Here is an 18,937-nt window from a genome sequence, read left to right on the forward strand (position 1 = left end):
CCGGCTCACCGAGCCGGGACATTCATCGTCGCGAGGGCGAGAGCTGTGGCGAATTCACCAAGGGAAGCCGCTTCCGCGAACATACGGCGTTGCCGGGTCGCGCCGGTCCCGTGCTCGAAAAGGGAGTGCAGTCCCTGCTCGACGTCGTCGAGGTCACCGGCTGCCCTGAGCGCGGGTGAGATGAAGTCGACGAGCTCACCGAGAAGTGCGCGCTGATCGGCCTCCCGGCCGGTGAAGACGTCGATTCCCGGCCCGTCGAGGCCCCGGCGCGCGGCGGCCGTGAGTGCCGCGCCGATCCTGGCGCTGTGGGCCCGCGGCAAGGTGGTCGCCCCAGCGCAGGTCGTGACCAGCCCGCGCACCAGCGCCGCGAGGAGAACGGCGTCCTCGACCGACAGGCAGACGTCAGCGATCCGTACCTCCACCGTGGGATGGCGAGGGGAGAGCCGGGCGTAGTAATAGACGCCTGCCGTGTCGAGGGCCGCACGCCGGCGCAGCGCCTCCTCGACGCTACGGTCGTACGCGGCCGCGCCGGTCCATTCTTCGGGGAGTTTCGCCGTCGGCCACCGGTCCCAGATCGGGAAGCGCCTGCTCGCCCACCCGGAATCCACGCCGTTCACGATCGGGGAATTGGCGCTGAGCGCCAGCAACGGAGCGAGCCACGGCCGCAGCCCGGCGAGGACCCGCGCGCCGAGATCCCGCGACGGCAAGCCGACGTGCACATGGCAGGCGCACGTGCCCGCGTCGTCGATCAGGTCGGGGAACGCCTGCGCCATCCGCCGGTACCGGGGCTCGGGTGTGATCGCGTCCGCCCGGAGGTCGCCGGGCGGGATCCCCGACGCCACCACCAGGCAACCGTCGGCTTCCGCGGCTTTCGCGACGATCTGCCGTAACCGGGTCAATTCCGCGCGCACCTCGTCGAGGCCGCGGCAGATGCCGGTCGCGGTCTCGACCTGGAATCGCATCAGCTCCCCGGTGACGTCCGGCTCGGGGGCGAGGTGGTCGAGAAGATCGGGCGCGCGCAACGCGACCGAGCCGTCCAGCGGATCGAGGAGGATGAACTCTTCTTCCACACCAAGGGTGAAGTTCGTGCCGTAAACCGCCATGGTTCCCCATCTCTGGTGGTTTTCGCCGGTACCAATAAATCTCCCCCTCCTGGCGCGGTGAGGAAAGGGCCGGTGTGCTGAACTTCGTTGCGGCGAAAGTGTTTCGCGGTCTTCACGGAAAGTCTTGATCAGCTCCGGTAGGCTGAGAGAATGGTCGACCCGCATCCGCCCATCGAGCCCTACGACGCGGGGCTGCTCGAGGTAGGTGACGACAACGTCGTCTACTGGGAGACCTGCGGGAACCCGGACGGGAAGCCTGCGGTAATGCTACACGGCGGCCCTGGCCAGGGGTGTACGCCGGGAATGCGGCGGATGTTCGACCCGGCCCGCTACCGCGCCGTGCTGTTCGACCAACGCGGCTGCGGCCGCAGCACCCCGCACGCGAGCGACCCGTCGACCGACCTGCGGCACAACACGACGGATCATCTCGTCGCCGACATGGAACGGCTCCGGGAACACCTGGGCATCGAACGCTGGCTCGTCACCGGCGGCTCATGGGGCACGACGCTCGCGCTCGTCTACGCCGAACGATTTCCGGAACGGGTCACGGAGATCATCGTCAGCTCCATCAGCACCACACGACGTTCCGAGATCGACTGGCTGTATCGGGGCGCCGGCCGGTTCTTTCCCGAAGAGTGGGCCCGTTTCCGCGGTGCTCTCTCCGGTGACCTGGTCGAGGCCTACGCGCGGCTCATGGAAGACCCCGACCCGCACGTGCGAACCGAGGCAGCCCGTGCGTGGTGCGCCTGGGAAGACACGGTGCTGTCACTGGAACCCGGCGCGGCTGTCCACAATGGTCCGATCGGCGAGTCGGAACTGGCTTTCGCGCGCATTGTCACGCACTACTATTCCCATGGGGCTTGGCTGGAACCCGGCGCGGTGATCCGTGACGCCGGATTGTTGGGAGACATTCCCGGTGTGCTGATTCACGGGCGCCGGGATCTGAGCTGCCCGGTGGACACCGCTTGGGAACTCGCTCGGGCCTGGCCCGGTGCGGAGTTGCTGATCGACGACGGGTCGGGGCATCGGGGGAGCGACGTGAAACGGGCTTGGACGCTGGAGGCGTTGGCGCGGTTCGGTCCTCGGTGGGGGTGAGGTGCGGGGCTTCTTGGGTCCGGCCGTGTCGGGTGATGGCGGGCCTTGTCGCGAAAGCCACTTTCGAGACATCAGAGGTCCCCAAAGTGGCTTTCGCGGCATGCAGCGCCAGCCTCTAGAGCGTGTCCTGTAATTGGTTGGCTGGGGTTTCTGGTAATCGTGTGCGGTGGTTGGTCGTGGTGAACTGACGGATCGGGCGTGGGCGGTGATCGAGCCGTTGCTGCCGCTGCAGCAGGGTGGCGGCCGATCCTGTGGAAGTTGCGGACCGGTGCTCCGTGACGTGACTTGCCTGAACGTTATGGGCCGTGGAAGACCGCGTATGAACGGCCGCGGTTGTGGACCAAGGACGGCATCTGGGACAAATCCTTGACCACGTCATTGTCGAAGACGACGCCGTCGGTGACGTCGAATGGGTCGTGAGTATCGACTCCAGCGTGGTCCGGGCGCATCAGCATTCCGCCGATGCCCGGAAAGGGGGATTCAGCAACGACATCGAAGCACTCGGCGTCGAAGGGGACGGACGAGGGCTGCCGATGCGCAGGCGCGGGCCGTCCCCGGTCACGACCGGCGGCGGTGATCGCGGACAAGGCCTACTCGCATCCCTCCACCCGCCAGGCCATGCGGGAACGAAGGATCAGCTTCATCAGCCCCGAACGCGACGACCAGATCGCCCGCCGCGCGGCCAAAGGCTCCCGCGGCGGGCGACCACCGGCCTTCGATGCCGAGGTCTACAAGCGGCGCAATGTGGTCGAGCGGTGCTTCAGCCGGCTCGAACAATTCCGCGACCTGGCCACCCAACTAAAGGGAACTTGCCGAGCTGTGCAGGAAGAATCGGCATCTTGAGCTGGAGATTGAAATCTTGAAACGCGCGGCCGCCTGCCGGTGACACACTTGTCTCGAACAAATCCATGCCGATTCACGATGCGCTTATGACTCTTCGCGGATGCACGCCGAACTGGCACCCCACCGTGTCCGGCAAGCGGGAAGCTCAGTCCGCAGGGAGATATCGCGTTCGTCTATGTTCTGAGGTGCATGGTGTTCCGCCGCGGGGTCCCGGTGGGGTCGAGGTAGGCGGGTGGGGTGAATTCCGGCAGTCCATCCTGAGCGATCTGGACTTTCCATTGGCTGTGGTGGATCAGTCGGTGGTGCTTGGTGCAGAGCAGGACGAGGTTGTCGATTTTGGTTTCGCCGTGGTGTCGCCAGAAGACGATGTGGTGTGCGGTGCAGCGTGGTACGGGCATGTCGCAGCCGGGGAAGGCGCAGCCTCCGTCGCGGATGGTCAAGGCGTATTTCTGCGCCAGTGACACTGTTCGTTTGGATCGGCCGATGTCCAAGGGTTCGCCTGCGGTGCCGAGAACTCCGGGCCGAACGCGGGCGTCGCAGGCCAGGATCCGCGCGTCGGTGGCGCTGATCGGCCCGACCAGGTCCAGGTGTGCTTCACCAAGATCCCGCATGAGGTCCTCGTAGGACATGGTCACGAGAATGTGGGTGGCTTCTCCCGCCTGGCCGGGGAGATTCCGGCTCGTCGTCTTGAGACGCACATAGTCTGTGAAAGCATCCCCATAACGCTCGTCCTGAGTGCGGGAGTCCCGGACCCCGTCGATGGCTTTGTGCGGTTTCGCCATCGGATCGAGGTCGGACTTCAACCGTGCATACGTTTCGAGATCCAATGTGGCTTTGAGCCCGAGTGTGCCGTCACGGTGCTTGACGAACCGCAACTCCGGCCGCACATCTTTCGGATCCTCGCTTCTGGGCTCTTTCCCATCAGGGTCCAGCTTGTCCAAGAGCCGTCGTCCAGCGCGGGCGATCTGCCGGGGCCCGGCCCGGCGAGCCAGCTCGACCAGGATCTTCTCCCCACCGCGCACGTCTTCTTCCGGGACGGTGGAGGGGATGCGGGCGAGGGTGCGGATGATCGCGTCGATCTGCGCACCGCCGATCGCACCCTCGGCGGCGGCTTCGGCGGTCAAGGGCGCCAGCGGTGGCACGACTTCGCCACCCACCACCACCCCGGCATGCAACGCCAGCACCCGGTCTGCGCGGGCATTGGCTTCCCTGTCGGTGACATGGAAGTCCTCGAAGATCAGCGCCGCCAGCGTCGAATGACCAGAACAGCCACGGACCCCACGGCTATTGATTTCCGCGAGAATCGCATTCTGCTCCGCATCCAACCGGCGCTTGAGTACCTCGATTTCCTGCTTACGGGCATGCAGCGTCGCAGTATCGGCACGCCACCACTCGGAGCGCACCACCTGAGGACTGTTTTCGCTGGCCACGACCTCAACGATACCGAAGATCGAACACGTGTGCTAGCCCGATTTGCGTAGCGCCATGAGTCGGCTAATTCACCCAGTAGGGAGTAAGAATTCGTTGGGTGAATACTCTAAGTGAAGAATTCGACTCCGCCAAACGTCGGCGACCCAATGCTCTCATTGTCCACAAAGGACAGCATTCGCTCGTCGCGTCCCAGGTCTCACTTAAGGGCTGACTCGTACTAGTTTCATGGATCTCGCGACCAAACGGCTGCCCGATATAATGCGGCTTCCCCCTTTGCGAGTGCCGGTACTGGGCCTGGCTCGCCAAGGACCGTGGGCGCCTGTCTCCGATCATCACCTGGACCTCCGACCCCACGCCGACAATGCTGTGCTCGTGAAGTACGTGTCCAAACTGCCGCCACCACCCCTGGCCGGGCTGATCGACGATCTCTACTACCTGGAGGGCGCGCCGCCGTACGCCCGGCTGACGCTGCCGCCGATGCCCGGGGCGTTGCTCATCGTCAACCTCGGGGCGCCGTTCCGCATCCGCGGCGGCACTGATTTCGAGACGGTCGAGTACGTCGATGGCTGCGTGGTCACCACGCCCACCCGCGCGGTGGAGTTCGGCTATCCACTCCGGACGCGGTCGGTCGGCGTGCACTTCAAGCCGTGGGGGCTGGCGCCGTTTCTGTCGATGCCCGCCGTTGAGCTGCGTGACCGGCCGGTGACGGTAGCGCAGATTTGGGGCAGGCGCGCCGTTGCGGAGCTACGAGACCGCCTCGCCGCGGCGCCTGGACCGCGCGAGATGCTGTCGCTGCTCGAAGAAGAATTGATGCGACGGGTGAGCGAAACGGACGGCATGAGACTGGTCCGCCATACGAGCGGCGTCATCGCGGCGACCCGCGGGGCGGTGGCCATCGGCGACCTGAGCGGGGCAGCCGGGGTCAGCGGCACTCATCTGGCGCAGCGGTTCAAGGAGCTCATCGGCGTCACGCCGAAGCGGCTGGCCCGCACCTACCGCTTCGCCACCACCGTGTTCGCGATCGACCCCGCCGGGCCGATCGACTGGGGCGAACTCGCCGGTGCCGCGGGCTACTTCGACCAGGCCCATTTCGGTCACGAGTTCCGGGCGTTCTCCGGGCTCACGCCGACCCGGTACCTCGAAGTCCGGCGGCGGTTCCTGCGTGAACATCCCGGCCACGTGCTGGACAGCTGGCCACTGCCTGCCGCTTGATTTCTTACAAGAGCGACGGCTCACGACACGCTAGTTTGGCGGCACCCCGAAGCAGAGGAGAGCCCCGTGGGCAAGGTGGTCATGTACAGCTCGGTGTCGGTGGACGGCTTCGTCGCGGACGAGAACGACCAGCCAGGACCTCTGTTCGACTGGTTGACCAACGGAGAGGTTCCGCTGGACGAGAGTGGCGGGGTGAAGGTGTCGCAGACGTCTTACGACTACACGCGGCCGTATTGGGACCAGATCGGGGTGACCATCGTCGGCCGCCACGTCTTCGACCTCACGGACGGCTGGGAGGGGAAGCCTCCGGGCGGGATCGACCACGTGGTCGTCGTGACGCACCGGCCGTCGCCCGAGGGCTGGGACCCGCGGGCGCCCTTTCACTTCGTCGACGGCATCGAGGCGGCCATGGCCAAGGCGCAGGAACTCGCGGGTGACCGCGTGGTCGAGGTCGCCGCCGGCGACGTCGGTGGTCAGGTGTTCGCCGCGGGCATGGTCGACGAAGTGCGGATGGACGTCGTACCCGTGGTGTTCGGGTCCGGCAAGCGCTACTTCGGGTCGGTTCACGTGCAGCATCTCCTGGCGGATCCTGACGTGGTCATTCAGGGCGACCGGGTACTCCACCTGCGCTATCAGGTGCGCCGTCAACCAAGTTGAGCGGTAGGCACTTCGACGTCCTCGGGTGTCTTGTCCGGCCGCAGCCCCCGCCAGGTCGTATGCCGCAACCGCCCGTCCGGCGTCCAGTTCCGGTGCATGACCTCGCCGACGAGTTCCGGCGATACCCAGCGCACGCCCCGGGCTCGGTCGCGCGGGACCGCGGAGGCGAACGGCGGTTTCTTCCGTGCCAGCGGGGCGAGCCGGGTGTGCAGGTCTTCGAGGACCTTTTCGCTGAACCCGGTCCCGACGTCGCCGATGTACCGCAGCTCGCCGGATTCGTCGTGCGCGCCGAGCAACAGGGCGCCGAGTGTCCCCGAGCGGCGCCCTTCGCCGGGACGCCAGCCGCCGATCACGACCTCTTGGGTGAGCCACAGCGCCCGTTTGATCCATTGCCTCGACCGCTTGCCGGGGTGATAGCGGCTGTCGAGCTTCTTCGCGATCAGCCCTTCGAGTCCGTGCTGGCGGACGACCTCGAGCAGCTGATCGGGCGCGATGTCGTCGTCGGTGTAACCCGGCGGGATGACGACGCGGCCGCCGCCGCCCAAGGACGTCAAGAGTTCACGACGAGCGGCGTAGGGCTCGTCGAGCAGGACGGTGCCGTCGAGAAGCAGGACGTCGAAGGCGAAGAAGTGCACTGGGCTGCGCTCCAGCAGCGACGCGTCCGGTGTGCGCAGGTGCCGGGTCTGCAGCAGCGGGAAACTCGGCCGTCCCTGGTCGTCGAGGACGACGATCTCGCCGTCGAGGACGGCTTCGCGGCCATCGAGGGCTTCGCCGGTCACGTCGGGGTACGTCGCGGTGATGTCGAGGCCGCGACGGCTGGTCAGGCGCGTCTCGCCGTCGCGGGCGGCGCACAGGCAGCAGCGGTAGCCGTCCCATTTGTATTCGTACCCCCACCCGCCGGTGGGCAGGTCGCCGTCGGTCGCCAGCATCGGGGCGACCGCGTCCGGAACGGTACTCATGCCTCACGGTACCCCGGAAACCCCGCCCGTGATCTATCGTCGAAGGGTGCCTGAGGAGCGGATAACGGTCGAGGTCGAGGGACGGCGGCTGGCGCTGTCCAATCTGGACAAGGTGCTCTATCCGGCACACGGTTTCACCAAACGCGAGGTACTCGACTACTACCGGCGCATCGCGCCCGTCATGCTTCCGCATCTGCGTGACCGCGCCGCCACGTTCCGCCGATTCCCGGACGGCGTCGACGGCGAACCGTTCTACGAGAAGAACGTTTCCCGGCACGCGCCCGAGTGGGTGCGCACCGCGCGGCTGACCAACCGCGGCCGGCGGGGCGGGGAAGAGACGCTCGACTACCCGGTGGTCGGCGATCTCCCGACGCTGATGTGGGCGGCCAACCTCGCCGCACTGGAGCTGCACGTTCCACAATGGACAGTCGGCCCACGCGGGGCGCGGAAGTCACCCGATCTGCTGGTGTTCGATCTCGACCCCGGACCGCCGGCGGACGTCGTCGACTGCTGCCGGGTCGCCGAGACGCTCAGCGAACTGCTCACCGACGACGGGTTGACCGTGTACGCGAAGACCAGTGGGAACAAGGGGATGCAGCTGTACTGTCCGGTGCGCACCCGGTCCGACGAACGCACCTCCGCATACGCCAAGGCCATCGCGGAGGAACTCGCGCGCCGGTCACCGGAAACCGTGGTCGCCCGGATGGCCAAGGCGATCCGCCCCGGTCGCGTGTTCATCGACTGGAGTCAGAACAACACCGCCAAGACCACCATCGCGCCCTACTCCCTGCGCGGCCGCGCCATCCCCACCGCGTCGACCCCGGTGACCTGGGAGGAGGTCGAGGCCTGCCGCAAGGCCGCCGATCTGTTGTTCACCGCCGAGCAGGTGCTCGAGCGCGTCGAGGAGATGGGCGACCTGTTCGGCGACATCGCCGAGCACCGCGCAGCCGTTCCCGCTCGGTGATGTTTAACCCCCGGCGAACGGGAAACTCCCAGGTCAGAGGAGTGACCCCGGATGACCGAGAACAGCAAGGACCCCGAAAGCCTGTCCTGCCGCGCACTGGCGATGCTGCGCGCGGTGGCACAGGGCAGAGCCGAAATCACCGTCAGTCAGGAACCGGATCTGTTCGTCGACGGCTTGCCGTGCAGTGACCAGGCCACCGCCCACCGGCTCGCCCACGCCGGGCTGGTGCAGCCGGCCCGTGACGGTACGCCGGGCGGCCGGGTACCCGCGAAGCTATCCGAAACAGGGCAAGATCTCATGGCGCCCTTGGTGCCGGCAGCCTGAGGAGGAACTCGCCCGGAAAAGACCACTGTGGACTCCGGTCCGTTCCGCATACGATCGGCGGAACGGGCGCGCGGGGGTGCGCGCCACCGTACGGGTACCTCCGGGGCCGGTGAGGATGTGGCTGTTGACCGGGTATCACACGCTGGCCGAGACCGAGAACGCCGTGCGGGCGAAGCTGGGCGGAATCCCCCTGCTGTGGGAGCGGATGGAGGCGGTGGCCAATCTCCACCGCGCCGCCACGGCGGTCCGGCTGCACTTCGAGAACTCGGTTCTGCGGACAGCGGGCCTCACTTGGACCGCGTTCGTGGTGCTCTGGGTCGTGTGGATCTTCGGCGAGAAGGAGACTCGGCACGTCGCCGCCGAATCCGGCATCACCAAAGGAACGCTGACCGGGGTCATGAAGACCCTGGAGGCGCATGGCCTGGTCACCCGGCGCAAACACCCGGAAGACGGCCGGTTGGTGCTGCTCGCGCTGACGCCGGAGGGTGAGCGGCTCATGCGCGAGCTTTTCCCGGAGTTCAACCAGGAGGAGGCGTTCGTCACCGAACGCCTCAGCCCCGAGGAGTGCACCGAGCTGGCCGGCTCGCTCCGGGAGATCGTCAAGCAACTGGAGGAGAAGGGCGAGGAGCGTCGCCGGGCCGCGGTGACCCGGGGGAGCTGAGCCCTACCGAAGGCGGTTGCGCGGGCCCTCGCCCGGCTTCTACGTTTTTTGGAGCCGAACGATCGAAGGGCGCCCCAGATGGACTTCCGGTACTGGCTCGGTCAGGCGTTGACGTCGAACGAGGCGTGGGCGGAGACGTTCACTCCCGTGCGTCCGCATCCCTCGCTGGAGATCCCCGACGGGCGGTTCGAGACCGCGTTCGAGGAGCTCACCGAGCGGCTGAAGGACAACTACCCGTTCTTCCACCCGTCCTACGCGGGCCAGATGATCAAACCGCCGCATCCGGCCGCGGTGATCGGCTACCTGACCGCGATGCTGGTCAACCCCAACAACCACGCGCTCGACGGCGGCCCGGCGACAGCCGAGATGGAACGCGAGGTGGTCCGTCAGCTGGCCACGATGTTCGGCTATACAGAGCATCTGGGGCATCTCACCACCAGTGGCACGGTGGCGAACCTCGAAGCGTTGTTCGTGGCCCGTGAAGCACATCCGGGCAAGGGGATCGCCTACAGCGCCGAGGCGCACTACACGCACGGCCGGATGTGCGGCGTGCTCGGCGTCGAGGGCCACACGGTCCCCGTCGACGCGCGCGGCGCGATGGATCTCGACGCGCTCGAAGAGCTGCTGCGCACCGGGAAGATCGGCACCGTGGTGCTCACCGCGGGCACGACGGCGCTCGGCGCGGTGGAACCGGTCCACGAGGCGCTGGTGCTGCGCGAGCGGTACGGCGTCCGCGTGCACGTCGACGCCGCCTACGGTGGGTTCTTCCGTCTTCTGTCCGGTTTGGACGGTCCGGAAGGGCTGCCCGCGGCGCCGTGGCTCGCCATCGCCGAGGCCGATTCGATCGTCATCGATCCGCACAAGCACGGTCTCCAGCCCTACGGCTGCGGCGCTGTGCTGTTCAAGGATCCCCGAGTGGGTCGGTTCTACCTGCACGATTCGCCGTACACCTACTTCACCTCGGACGACCTGCACCTCGGCGAGATCAGTCTGGAATGCTCCCGGGCGGGTGCGGCCGCCGCCGCGTTGTGGCTCACCTTCCGGGTGCTGCCGCCCACCCCCGACGGGCTGGGCCGGGTGCTCGCGGCCGGGCGCCGCGCGGCGTTGCGGTGGGCGAAACTGCTGGAGGACTCCGAGCGGTTCGACCTGTACCAGCCGCCGGAGCTCGACATCGTCGCGTACTTCCCGCGTACGGAACCGCTTTCCCTGTCGAAGATCGACGCGGAGAGCGCGCGGATCCTGCGCAACGGCATGGCCGCGGCGAAGGAGCCGGTGTACCTCAGCACCCTGCGGGTGAGCGACCGGCAGTTCGGCTTGCGTCACACCGGAGCCGAGGCGGACGCCGACGTCACGAGGATCCTGCGTAGCGTGCTGATGAAGCCCGAAAGCGAGGACCACGTCGACCGGCTCCACGAGCGGCTGGAAGAGTTGTCCCGCGGTTGAGCGCCGCGTACCACCGCAGACGAATGGATCCACCATGCCCGCACCAGGTCCCGCCGAATCCGTGACCGCACCGGAAACCCGGTCGCTCGGCACCGGCTTCCGGCGGCGGCACGTCACCATGCTGGCCATCAGCGGGGCGATCGGCGCCGGCCTGTTCGTCGGCACCGGCGCGGGGATCAAGACCGCGGGCCCCGGCATCCTGCTGTCCTATGTGGTCGCCGGGCTGCTGATGGTGCTGGTCATGCGCATGCTGGGTGAGATGGCGGCCGCCGAGCCGAGCAGCGGTTCGTTCTCGGTGTACGCGGAGAAGGCGCTCGGGCGCTGGGCGGGGTTCACCGTCGGCTGGCTGTACTGGTCGCTGCTGGTGGTCGTGGTGGCCGCCGAAGCCACCGCGGCGGCCGGGATCGCGAACGGGCTCCTTCCGGTGATTCCACAGTGGACCTGGGTGCTGGCGTTCATGGCCGTGCTCACCGTGGTGAACCTGTTCGCCGTGCGCTCGTTCGGGGAGTTCGAGTTCTGGTTCGGCGCGATCAAGGTGACCGCGGTGGTCGCCTTCCTCGTACTCGGCACGCTGGCGGTGTTCGGGATCCTGCCGGGGACGTCGCCGGTCGGCCTGAGCAACCTCACCGGGCACGGCGGTTTCCTGCCCAACGGCCTGCAAGGAGTGCTGACCGGGCTGCTCGCGGTCGCGTTCTCCTTCGGTGGCATGGAACTGGTCACCATCGCCGCGGCGGAATCCGACGACCCGGCGGATTCGATCCGCCGCACCACCCGGACGGTGATCGTCCGGCTGCTGCTGTTCTACATCGGTTCGGTCGCGCTGATGGTGCTGTTGCTGCCGTGGGAGTCCGCTTCGGCCAACACCAGCCCGTTCGTGACGGTTCTGGAGCAGGTCGGGGTTCCGTCGGCGGCGCTCCTGATGAGCTTCGTCGTGCTGACCTCGCTGCTCTCGGCGCTCAACGCGAACCTTTACGGCGCTTCGCGGATGGTGTTCTCGCTGGCTTCGCGAGGTGAGGCGCCGCGCGCGATGCTGCGGCTCTCCGACGCCGGGGTGCCGCGGACGGCGGGTGCTGGCGTCGGTCACCTTCGGTTTCGTGGCCGTCCTGCTGAACTTCCTCGCCCCGGACCGCGTCCTTCCGTTCCTGCTCAACGCCATCGGCGCGAACATCCTGCTGGTGTGGATCTTCGTCGCCGTCTCCCAGCTGCGGCTGCGGAAAGCGGCGGAACGCGACGGCACGGCCGCGGACCTGCCGGTGCGGATGTGGGGTTTCCCGTGGCTCAGCTGGGTCGCGCTGCTCGCGATGGCCGGCGTCCTGATCCTCATGTGGACCGACGCCGACGCGCGTACGCAGCTGTTCACCAGTGGCGCGGTCGCCGTGCTCATCGTGGTGATCAGCCTGCTCAGGCGGCGTCCGCGACGCTGAACAACTCGCGCTCCACGCGGCTGAGCGCCAGCCGCACCGCGCCGAGCGCCACCGAGTCGTCGCCGAGCGTCGACGTCTCGACGCGCACCGGGAACAGGCACAGCCTGGCCAGTTCGGTCCGCAGCGGCGCCGTCAGCAGGTCGTCCGCCCCACCGATCACCACCAGTTGCGGGTCGACGATGAGCACGGTGGCGGCGACGAGCTCGACGAACCTGTCCGAGGACACGTACCGGCCGTTTTGCCGCACGGTGCCGATCTCGCCTGCCGCGCCGTGGTGCCCAGCGTGCAGCTTCCCGCCGAGCAGCAGGCCCAGTGACACAGTCCGGCCTGTCCGCACGTAGACGACGTCGTCGACACCGTGCGCGACCCCGCGCCAGTGCTCGGCCAGGGTCGCGAGCTGGGTGTCGTTGGCCGCCAGCACCGGGCAGGCACCGCCGAACTCCGCGGGCAGGTCGAGGCCGGTCCAGCCGGGCAGGAGTTCGCCGCGGACGACGTTGCCGCCGGACACCACCCCGGTGGTGCCGACGCCGAGCACGCGCAGGTTCGACCGCCCCTCGACGGCTGAACCGAGTACCCGATGAGCGATGCCGAGGCGGTCAGCCGCGGCCATCTCCGGGATGAGGCCGGTCCTCGCCCGGCCGACGACGTCGCCACGAAGGTCGGCGACCAGGCACAACGCCTGGTGTGGGCCGATTTCGAGGCCGGCGACGTGCCCGGCCTCGGGACGGAAGCGATACCGCTTGGCCGGTCTGCCGACCGGTCTCGGCGCGTCGGGGGAGAGGGGGACCTCCTCGACCAGCCCCTGCTCACCGAGGTCGGCGGCGATCTCCTCGACCGTCGGCCGGGAGACCTCGCTCGCCTTGACCAGTTCGGCGAGAGTGAGTTCTTCGGCCGCGTACAGCGCCCGCAGTACCGCTATGGCGTTGAGCCGCCGCAGCAGTGAAGGATCCCCGCCCGACAGTCTGGCCATGCGGCTCCCTAGGCATTGACACGCTCGTCGTACCGGGCGCGCGCGGCGGCGATCTCGCTCTGGTGGTCCTCGGTCCAGGTGACCAGTGACTGGATGGTCTGGAGCAGCGTCATGCCCAGCGGTGTCAGCGCGTAGTCCACGCGGGGCGGCACGACCGGATAGACGGTCCGGTGCACCAGACCGTCGCGTTCGAGGTGACGCAGCGTGGTGGTGAGCATGCGCTGGCTGATGCCGTCGATCTTGTACTTCAGCTCGGTGAACCGGAGGGTGTTCCGGTCGAGCAGGGCGATGACCAGGAGTGACCATTTGTCCGCCACCCGGTCCAGGATCTGCCGCACCTCGCAGTCCTCGCGCGTGTCCCACTGGAAGGCTTCGTAGTCCGCCTCGGTGAGTTCACAACGACTGGGTGAGTTCAAAGTGCCTTCTTCCATGGTCATCGATAGTGACGGAAGATCCCCTTGGTTACAAGAGGGAACCGACCGGCTGATGAGTAACCGTCGGACCTCGTGCACTGAGGGAGAACCGATCTTGACCACGACAACGACGCCGCCGCGCGTCCCCGAAAAGATGAGCGGCCGAGCCTGGGGCGTGCTTCTGGTGCTGTGCGGCGCCATCTTCCTGGAGGGCATCGACGTCGCCATGCTGAACGTGGCGTTGCCGTCCATCCGGGCCGAACTCGGCCTGTCGACAGCCACGCTGAGCGGCGTGGTGAGCGCCTACGTGCTCGGGTACGGCGGATTCATGCTGCTGGGCGGGCGCGCTGCCGACCTGTACGGCCGCCGCCGCATGTTCCTCACCTGGCTGGTGGTGTTCCTCGTCTTCTCCGGACTCGGCGGGTTCGCCACCGAGGGCTGGACGCTGCTGCTCGCCCGCTTCGTCACCGGCGTCGCCGCGGCCTTCATGACCCCGGCCGGCCTGTCGATCATCACCACGAGCTTCGACGAGGGGCCCGAACGCAACAAAGCCCTGTTGTTCTACGCCGGCACGGGGGCAGGCGGGTTCTCGCTCGGCCTGGTCATCGGCGGGCTGCTGACCAGGATCGACTGGCGCTGGGTGTTCTTCACGCCGGTTCTCCTGTCCGCGGTCATCCTGCTCGCCGCGTTCTGGCTGATCAAGGAACCCGTTGCGCGGGAACGCGTTCCGCGGCGCCTGGACTTCGGCGGAGCGATCACCGTGACCGCGGCGATGCTGCTGATCGCCTACGCGGTGGTCCGGCTGGAACATCCCGGCCGAGGCTGGGGCTGGACCGTCGCGTCCTTCGCCGGGGGAGTGGCCGCGCTGGTGGCCTTCGTGGCCATCGAACGCCGCTCACCCGCGCCACTGGTGCGGCTGGGCATCCTGAAATCGGGGCCGCTGGTACGGGCCAACGCCAGTGCGCTGCTCTTCGCGGGTTCGTTCTTCGGGTTCCAGTTCCTCGTCACGCTGTACCTGCAGGAACTCCGAGGCTGGTCGACGCTCGAAACGAGCTTGGCTCTGCTGGCCGCCGGTATCGACGCCGTCCTCGCGCCGACCTTGACGCCGCGGCTGGTGGCGAAGTTCGGCAACACGAGGGTGATCTTCGGCGGCCTCGTGCTCGCCGCCGGGGCGTACGCGCTCTTCCTGCCGGTGGGCCTGGACTGGACATACGCGGCGATGTTCCCGTCGATGATCATCCTGGGTCTCGGGTTCGCGCTCGCCTACGGACCGCTCACCATCGTCGCCACCGAGGGGATCGCCGAAGACGAGCAAGGCTTGGCGGGCGGCCTGCTGTACACGGCCTTCCAGTTCGGTGCGGCGCTCGGGCTGTCCGCGGTGACCGCCGTCAACGTCGCCGCCCTCGGCGACGGGTCGCGAGAAGCCGCGCTCGGCGGGTTCCGCGCGGCGTTGGTGGTGCCACTGGTGATGGCCGTCCTCGCCGCGATCATCACCGCGACCGGGCGTCAGCGCGTTTCGACGAAGGCCGCCAGGTTGGCCAATGACGAGGCGATCCCGGCCTCGTGATCCACCTGGCCGATGCCGGACGGGACGTCCGTCGCGGTGACGGTCACTTCGGTGCCGTCACCCGCGGCGGCCAGCTCCCAGGTCATCGTCATGGTGCCCGCGAACGCCGGGTCTTCGGACTCGAAGACGGCCAGCTGTACCACGCGTTCCGCGGGCACCAGGTCGGCGAACCCCACCTCCACGACGTCCGTCGCGTCCGACGACTTGCCGGGGGCGGTGGCGGCGTCGAGATAGGTGAGGATCATCCGGAATCCACCACCGGGCCACGGATCCCAGCGTTCGATCCGGCCACGCATCCCCGCGGGCGGCAGCCAAGCCTCGAGGGCATCGCGGTCGAGGAGTGCGTTGTAGACGGTCGCGGGCGGAGCCCCGATCAACCGGCCGCCACGGTCGGTCCTGTCCATGGCCCGAGTCTACGGGCGGAGGCACACCCCGCGAGACATCCGCCTCACCGTCCTCATCCTGGGTGACGAGGAGTGATCGTGTCGCGGGTGATCGACTCGACCTTCTCCTGCGCCTTCTTGGCGTCGGTGACCCAGAGCCGGTAGAAGTCGAACGGGCAGTCCGCCACGCCCTTGTCGCCCTCATCCGCGTCCTGGACGCCGGTGTAGCCGCGATGCAGCAGTTTGAAGATGTGGTTTTGCGACTGGTCGTAAGTGCGCGCGTCCCGGATCGCCGAGACGGACAATTGCGCGTACTGGATGCCGTATTCCTCCTCGCCGGTCTCGCCGAGGGTGCGGCCGTCGAAGCCGATGATCGCGGAATGGCCGAAGTACGAGTACACGCCGTCGAAACCGGCGGCGTTCGCCACGGCCACGTAACAGTTGTTGGCCCACGCCATCGCCTTGGCCATGAGCACCTGCTGCTCCTTGGCCGGGTACATGTACCCCTGGCAGCGCACGATCAGTTCGGCGCCCTTCATCGCGCAGTCCCGCCAGATCTCCGGATAGTTCCCGTCGTCGCAGATGATCAGCGAGATCTTCAACCCCTTGGGGCCGTCGCTGACGTAGGTCTCGTCGCCGGGGTACCAGCCTTCGATCGGGCACCACGGCAGGATCTTGCGGTACTTCTGGACGATCTCGCCTCGGTCGTTGATGAGCACGAGAGTGTTGTACGGCGGCTTGTGCGGGTGTTCCTCGTGCCGCTCGCCGGTGATGGAGAAGACGCCCCAGGTCCGCGCCTCCCGGCACGCGGCGGCGAAGATTTCGGTCTCCTCGCCGGGGATCGTCGCGGCGGTCTCGTACATCTCCTTCGGGTCGTACATGATGCCCTGCGTCGAGTACTCGGGGAACACCACGAGGTCCATCCCGGGAAGCCCGGTCTTCATGCCCACCACCATTTCGGCGATCTTCCGGGCGTTGGCGAGGACCTCGGCCTTGGTGTGCAGGCGCGGCATCTTGTAGTTGACCACCGCGACGCCGACCGTGTCGGGGCTGGCGGAAATGTCACCGTGTCGCATGAAGATTCCTTCTCTTCGAACGAAGGCGGGGCTGACGTAGTCACCTGGAATAATTCCATATGAAAGTATGTGGTGTGCCGGGGCGAGTCAAGGGGGCGGGTTTTCAGAGCCGGGTGAGGACTTCGAAGTCGTAGCCGTCGGCGATCGCGAGATGGACGTGCTGGTCGGCCTGCCGGCCACGAAACTCGATCGTGCCGCGCGGGCCGTGATAGGCGACGCCGTCGATCGCCGCGTCGAGCGCGGGCAGGTCGGAGGTACCCGCCCGGTGGACGAGTTCCGCCAGCGTGTGCAGTCCCTCGTAACAGGATTCGGCGGCGTTGTTGAGGGCGGGGGCGCCGGGGCCGTTGCGGCCGACGTAGCGGCCGAGCAGGTCCATCGCGTCGGCGGTGACCATGGAGCGGAAGTAGGCCGCGGAGACGTAGAGGTTGCCGGTGGCGTTCGCGCCGCTCGCCAGGAGCATGTTCTCCTCCATCAGTGGGCTGAAGCGGACCAGCCGGTCGCTGAGCCCGCGCGCGGCGAAGGCCCGGTTGAACCGCACCGCGTCCTGCCCGACCAGCAACATCAGCACACCGTCGCTTGTGGACTGTTCCACCGAACGGACCACTGTGGACATATCATCCGTGCCGAGCCCGACGAACGCCTCGCCCGTGATACGAAGGTCGAGCTCCTTGGCGTACTGCCGGATCGCCCGCGTCGACCGCCGTGGCCAGACGTAGTCGTCGCCGACGACGAACCAGCGCCGGACGCCGAGGTGATCGCGCAGCCAGCGCAGTGCCGGTTCGATCTGGCAGCGCGGCGTCTCGCCGGTGCAGAAGATGCCCGACCGGCGCTCGCCGCCTTCGTACAGCGAGGTGTACACGTACGGCACCCTGTCGGCCACGACCGGCGCGAGCGCGTGCCGGATCGACGAGATGTGCCAGCCGCTGACCGCGTCGACCTCGCCGCTGTCGACGAGCCGTCGCAGGTCGTCGGCCACCTGCCTCGGACTGCCGCCGCCGTCGACCACCTCGGCCTCGACCTGCTTGCCGAGGATCCCACCGGATTCGTTGAGTTCGTGGACGGCCAGCTCGGTGATCGCCTCGCAGGATGGGCCGAACAGCCCGGCAGGCCCCCGCAACGGGACCACCATGGCCACGCGCCAGGTGTCGTCGCGGGTCCGCGTGGCGAGGCGTGGGGGCATGGCGCTCCGTGCGGTGGCCCGGTAAGGTCAAATTGCTTTCACCTGGAAGTATTGCGAGGGTGTCCGGTTTTGGCAAGGGGACGGGATATGGGGCCACGCGGCGCCGCGACCACAGGACTGTCGCTCACCGGCTCGCTCACCCGTGCCGCGCGCGCCATCGCCGCGAGGGTGGAGCAGGTGCTCGCCAAGGAAGGTCTCACCCTGGACCAGTGGCTGGTGCTGGATGCGCTGAGCGGGAAGGGCGGCCTCGCCATGGCCGATCTCGCCGGCCGGACGCTGACCACCGGACCGACCTTGACCAGGGTGGTCGACAAACTGGTGACGACCGCGCAGGCCTACCGCGAGGTCGACGCCGCCGACCGGCGCCGCGTGCTCGTCCACCTCAGCGCGCGCGGCCGGGCGACACATCGGCGCTTGGCGGTGAAGGTGAGCGAGGTCGAAACCGGTCTCGGCGTGCCCGACGATGTGCTCGTGGCGCTCCGGAGTCTCGGCGCCTGAAGCAGGTCGCCATAATCACGATCATGCCGCATGTCCTGCTGATCGAAGACGATGTGTCCATTCGCGACGCGATGGAACTCGTCCTGCGGCGCCACGGCCACGCCGTCGATGCCGCCGGTAGCGGCGAAGACGGACTCGACCTGCTGCGACGTCCCGGCGCGGGCGGCATCGAGGTGGTCGTGCTGGACCTGATGCTGCCGGGGATGGACGGTTTCGAGGTGTGCCGCCGGATCCGCGCGCTCAGCACGATGCCGATCATCATGGTCACCTCGCGCGGCGACGATTTCGACATCGTCGGCGGTCTGGAAGCCGGTGCCGACGACTACGTGGTGAAGCCGGTGACCGCGCGGGTGCTCGAGGCGAGGATCCGGGCGGCCGTCCGCCGGGTCACCCCGGTGACGCGGGCGCCCGACACCTTCGGCGCACTCGTCCTCGACCGGGCGGGCCTGACCGTCACCAAGAACGGTGCCCCGCTCGCCATCCCGCCGACCGAACTTCGTTTGCTGCTGGAGCTTTCCGCTTCGCCAGGGCGCGTCTTCACGCGGGAGCGGCTGCTGGAACTGGTCTGGGAACACGACTATTTCGCCGACGTGCGGTTGGTCGACGCCGCGGTGGGGCGGTTGCGCGCCAAGATCGAAGACGTCGCTTCCCGGCCGCGCTATGTGCAGACCGTGCGCGGTTTCGGCTATCGCTTCGGACCGCTGTGAAGCTCCGCAGCCGTCTCGTCGTGACTT

19 protein-coding genes and 2 pseudogenes are annotated in these 18,937 nt (G+C 67.8%); 13 read left to right on the plus strand and 8 right to left on the minus strand.

All coding sequences use genetic code 11. The features are described 5' to 3' along the window. Positions 1-5: 5 nt before the first annotated feature. Positions 6-1,103, minus strand: coding sequence for a carboxylate-amine ligase (locus ACZ54P_RS27700; RefSeq protein ID WP_465464498.1), 1,098 nt, complete (start codon positions 1,101-1,103; stop codon positions 6-8). A 150-nt stretch (positions 1,104-1,253) separates the two neighbouring features. On the opposite strand from ACZ54P_RS27700, the gene pip reads away from it, so the two are divergent. Beyond that, positions 1,254-2,198 carry a prolyl aminopeptidase gene (gene pip, locus ACZ54P_RS27705; RefSeq protein WP_465464499.1) on the plus strand — a complete coding sequence of 315 codons (945 nt, stop codon included), beginning with the start codon at positions 1,254-1,256 and terminating at the stop codon, positions 2,196-2,198. 166 nt (positions 2,199-2,364) lie between these two features. Beyond that, positions 2,365-3,041: pseudogene (locus tag ACZ54P_RS27710) on the plus strand (transposase). A 173-nt stretch (positions 3,042-3,214) separates the two neighbouring features. On the opposite strand, the gene ACZ54P_RS27715 reads toward ACZ54P_RS27710, so the two are convergent. Beyond that, positions 3,215-4,471, minus strand: coding sequence for an HNH endonuclease signature motif containing protein (locus ACZ54P_RS27715; RefSeq protein WP_465464500.1), 1,257 nt, complete (start codon positions 4,469-4,471; stop codon positions 3,215-3,217). Between the two features lie 391 nt (positions 4,472-4,862). Here ACZ54P_RS27715 and ACZ54P_RS27720 point away from each other — a divergent pair, with 391 nt between their 5' ends. Beyond that, complete coding sequence (locus ACZ54P_RS27720) at positions 4,863-5,684, plus strand: helix-turn-helix domain-containing protein (protein ID WP_465464689.1); 822 nt, start codon at positions 4,863-4,865, stop codon at positions 5,682-5,684. A 66-nt stretch (positions 5,685-5,750) separates the two neighbouring features. Continuing rightward, a complete protein-coding gene (locus ACZ54P_RS27725; RefSeq protein ID WP_465464501.1) occupies positions 5,751-6,341 on the plus strand; it encodes a dihydrofolate reductase family protein in 591 nt (196 codons plus the stop codon). On the opposite strand, the gene ligD (ACZ54P_RS27730) is transcribed toward ACZ54P_RS27725, so the two are convergent. Continuing rightward, entirely contained in the window at positions 6,329-7,300 is a 972-nt protein-coding gene (gene ligD / locus ACZ54P_RS27730; RefSeq protein ID WP_465464502.1) for a non-homologous end-joining DNA ligase, read from the minus strand. The two genes, ACZ54P_RS27725 and ligD (ACZ54P_RS27730), sit on opposite strands and share 13 nt — an antisense overlap. Positions 7,301-7,346: 46 nt before the next feature. Here ligD (ACZ54P_RS27730) and ligD (ACZ54P_RS27735) point away from each other — a divergent pair, with 46 nt between their 5' ends. From ligD (ACZ54P_RS27735) to ACZ54P_RS27760, 6 genes and pseudogenes are all read left to right on the plus strand, one after another. Continuing rightward, positions 7,347-8,264: a non-homologous end-joining DNA ligase gene (gene ligD / locus ACZ54P_RS27735; protein ID WP_465464503.1), complete on the plus strand. Its 918-nt coding sequence runs from the start codon at positions 7,347-7,349 to the stop codon at positions 8,262-8,264. Between the two features lie 51 nt (positions 8,265-8,315). Then, complete coding sequence (locus ACZ54P_RS27740; RefSeq protein ID WP_465464504.1) at positions 8,316-8,588, plus strand: hypothetical protein; 273 nt, start codon at positions 8,316-8,318, stop codon at positions 8,586-8,588. A 115-nt stretch (positions 8,589-8,703) separates the two neighbouring features. Next, the gene (locus tag ACZ54P_RS27745; RefSeq protein ID WP_465464690.1) at positions 8,704-9,249 is read left to right on the plus strand and encodes a MarR family winged helix-turn-helix transcriptional regulator; all 546 of its coding nucleotides are present in this window, start codon (positions 8,704-8,706) and stop codon (positions 9,247-9,249) included. 78 nt (positions 9,250-9,327) lie between these two features. After that, complete coding sequence (locus tag ACZ54P_RS27750) at positions 9,328-10,692, plus strand: pyridoxal phosphate-dependent decarboxylase family protein (RefSeq protein WP_465464505.1); 1,365 nt, start codon at positions 9,328-9,330, stop codon at positions 10,690-10,692. 118 nt (positions 10,693-10,810) lie between these two features. Beyond that, positions 10,811-11,698, plus strand: a pseudogene (locus ACZ54P_RS27755) (amino acid permease); the annotation flags it as partial. Between the two features lie 61 nt (positions 11,699-11,759). Continuing rightward, the gene (locus ACZ54P_RS27760; RefSeq protein WP_465464506.1) at positions 11,760-12,116 is read left to right on the plus strand and encodes a hypothetical protein; all 357 of its coding nucleotides are present in this window, start codon (positions 11,760-11,762) and stop codon (positions 12,114-12,116) included. On the opposite strand, the gene ACZ54P_RS27765 is transcribed toward ACZ54P_RS27760, so the two are convergent. Next, entirely contained in the window at positions 12,094-13,086 is a 993-nt protein-coding gene (locus tag ACZ54P_RS27765; RefSeq protein ID WP_465464507.1) for an ROK family transcriptional regulator, read from the minus strand. The genes ACZ54P_RS27760 and ACZ54P_RS27765 overlap by 23 nt on opposite strands. An 8-nt stretch (positions 13,087-13,094) precedes the next feature. After that, positions 13,095-13,523, minus strand: a complete 429-nt coding sequence (locus tag ACZ54P_RS27770; RefSeq protein ID WP_465464508.1) for a winged helix-turn-helix transcriptional regulator — start codon at positions 13,521-13,523, stop codon at positions 13,095-13,097. 91 nt (positions 13,524-13,614) lie between these two features. Here ACZ54P_RS27770 and ACZ54P_RS27775 point away from each other — a divergent pair, with 91 nt between their 5' ends. Further along, a complete protein-coding gene (locus ACZ54P_RS27775; protein WP_465464509.1) occupies positions 13,615-15,066 on the plus strand; it encodes an MFS transporter in 1,452 nt (483 codons plus the stop codon). Here ACZ54P_RS27775 and ACZ54P_RS27780 read toward each other — a convergent pair. From ACZ54P_RS27780 to ACZ54P_RS27790, 3 genes are all read right to left on the minus strand, one after another. Then, on the minus strand, positions 15,006-15,470 hold the full coding sequence (locus tag ACZ54P_RS27780; RefSeq protein WP_465464510.1) for an SRPBCC family protein: 465 nt from the start codon (positions 15,468-15,470) through the stop codon (positions 15,006-15,008). The genes ACZ54P_RS27775 and ACZ54P_RS27780 overlap by 61 nt on opposite strands. A 53-nt stretch (positions 15,471-15,523) precedes the next feature. Beyond that, positions 15,524-16,525 carry an aliphatic amidase gene (locus ACZ54P_RS27785; protein ID WP_465464511.1) on the minus strand — a complete coding sequence of 334 codons (1,002 nt, stop codon included), beginning with the start codon at positions 16,523-16,525 and terminating at the stop codon, positions 15,524-15,526. 103 nt (positions 16,526-16,628) lie between these two features. After that, positions 16,629-17,705, minus strand: coding sequence for a substrate-binding domain-containing protein (locus ACZ54P_RS27790; RefSeq protein ID WP_465464512.1), 1,077 nt, complete (start codon positions 17,703-17,705; stop codon positions 16,629-16,631). Between the two features lie 87 nt (positions 17,706-17,792). On the opposite strand from ACZ54P_RS27790, the gene ACZ54P_RS27795 reads away from it, so the two are divergent. Together ACZ54P_RS27795 and ACZ54P_RS27800 are read left to right on the plus strand one after the other, a co-directional pair. Further along, positions 17,793-18,203, plus strand: a complete 411-nt coding sequence (locus tag ACZ54P_RS27795; protein WP_465464513.1) for a MarR family transcriptional regulator — start codon at positions 17,793-17,795, stop codon at positions 18,201-18,203. A 23-nt stretch (positions 18,204-18,226) separates the two neighbouring features. Beyond that, positions 18,227-18,910 carry a response regulator gene (locus ACZ54P_RS27800; RefSeq protein WP_465464514.1) on the plus strand — a complete coding sequence of 228 codons (684 nt, stop codon included), beginning with the start codon at positions 18,227-18,229 and terminating at the stop codon, positions 18,908-18,910. Positions 18,911-18,937: the final 27 nt, after the last annotated feature.

It is taken from the genome of Amycolatopsis sp. NPDC034160, assembly GCF_055575355.1.

Bases quoted from the DNA above. Each gene is read 5' to 3' on its own strand.
- ACZ54P_RS27700 (WP_465464498.1), bottom strand. From the start codon at position 1,103: ATGGCGGTTTACGGCACGAACTTCACCCTTGGTGTGGAAGAAGAGTTC.
- pip (WP_465464499.1), top strand. From the start codon at position 1,254: ATGGTCGACCCGCATCCGCCCATCGAGCCCTACGACGCGGGGCTGCTC.
- ligD (WP_465464502.1), bottom strand. From the start codon at position 7,300: ATGAGTACCGTTCCGGACGCGGTCGCCCCGATGCTGGCGACCGACGGC.
- ACZ54P_RS27740 (WP_465464504.1), top strand. From the start codon at position 8,316: ATGACCGAGAACAGCAAGGACCCCGAAAGCCTGTCCTGCCGCGCACTG.
- ACZ54P_RS27745 (WP_465464690.1), top strand. From the start codon at position 8,704: ATGTGGCTGTTGACCGGGTATCACACGCTGGCCGAGACCGAGAACGCC.
- ACZ54P_RS27750 (WP_465464505.1), top strand. From the start codon at position 9,328: ATGGACTTCCGGTACTGGCTCGGTCAGGCGTTGACGTCGAACGAGGCG.
- ACZ54P_RS27765 (WP_465464507.1), bottom strand. From the start codon at position 13,086: ATGGCCAGACTGTCGGGCGGGGATCCTTCACTGCTGCGGCGGCTCAAC.
- ACZ54P_RS27770 (WP_465464508.1), bottom strand. From the start codon at position 13,523: ATGACCATGGAAGAAGGCACTTTGAACTCACCCAGTCGTTGTGAACTC.
- ACZ54P_RS27780 (WP_465464510.1), bottom strand. From the start codon at position 15,470: ATGGACAGGACCGACCGTGGCGGCCGGTTGATCGGGGCTCCGCCCGCG.
- ACZ54P_RS27785 (WP_465464511.1), bottom strand. From the start codon at position 16,525: ATGCGACACGGTGACATTTCCGCCAGCCCCGACACGGTCGGCGTCGCG.
- ACZ54P_RS27790 (WP_465464512.1), bottom strand. From the start codon at position 17,705: ATGCCCCCACGCCTCGCCACGCGGACCCGCGACGACACCTGGCGCGTG.
- ACZ54P_RS27795 (WP_465464513.1), top strand. From the start codon at position 17,793: ATGGGGCCACGCGGCGCCGCGACCACAGGACTGTCGCTCACCGGCTCG.
- ACZ54P_RS27800 (WP_465464514.1), top strand. From the start codon at position 18,227: ATGCCGCATGTCCTGCTGATCGAAGACGATGTGTCCATTCGCGACGCG.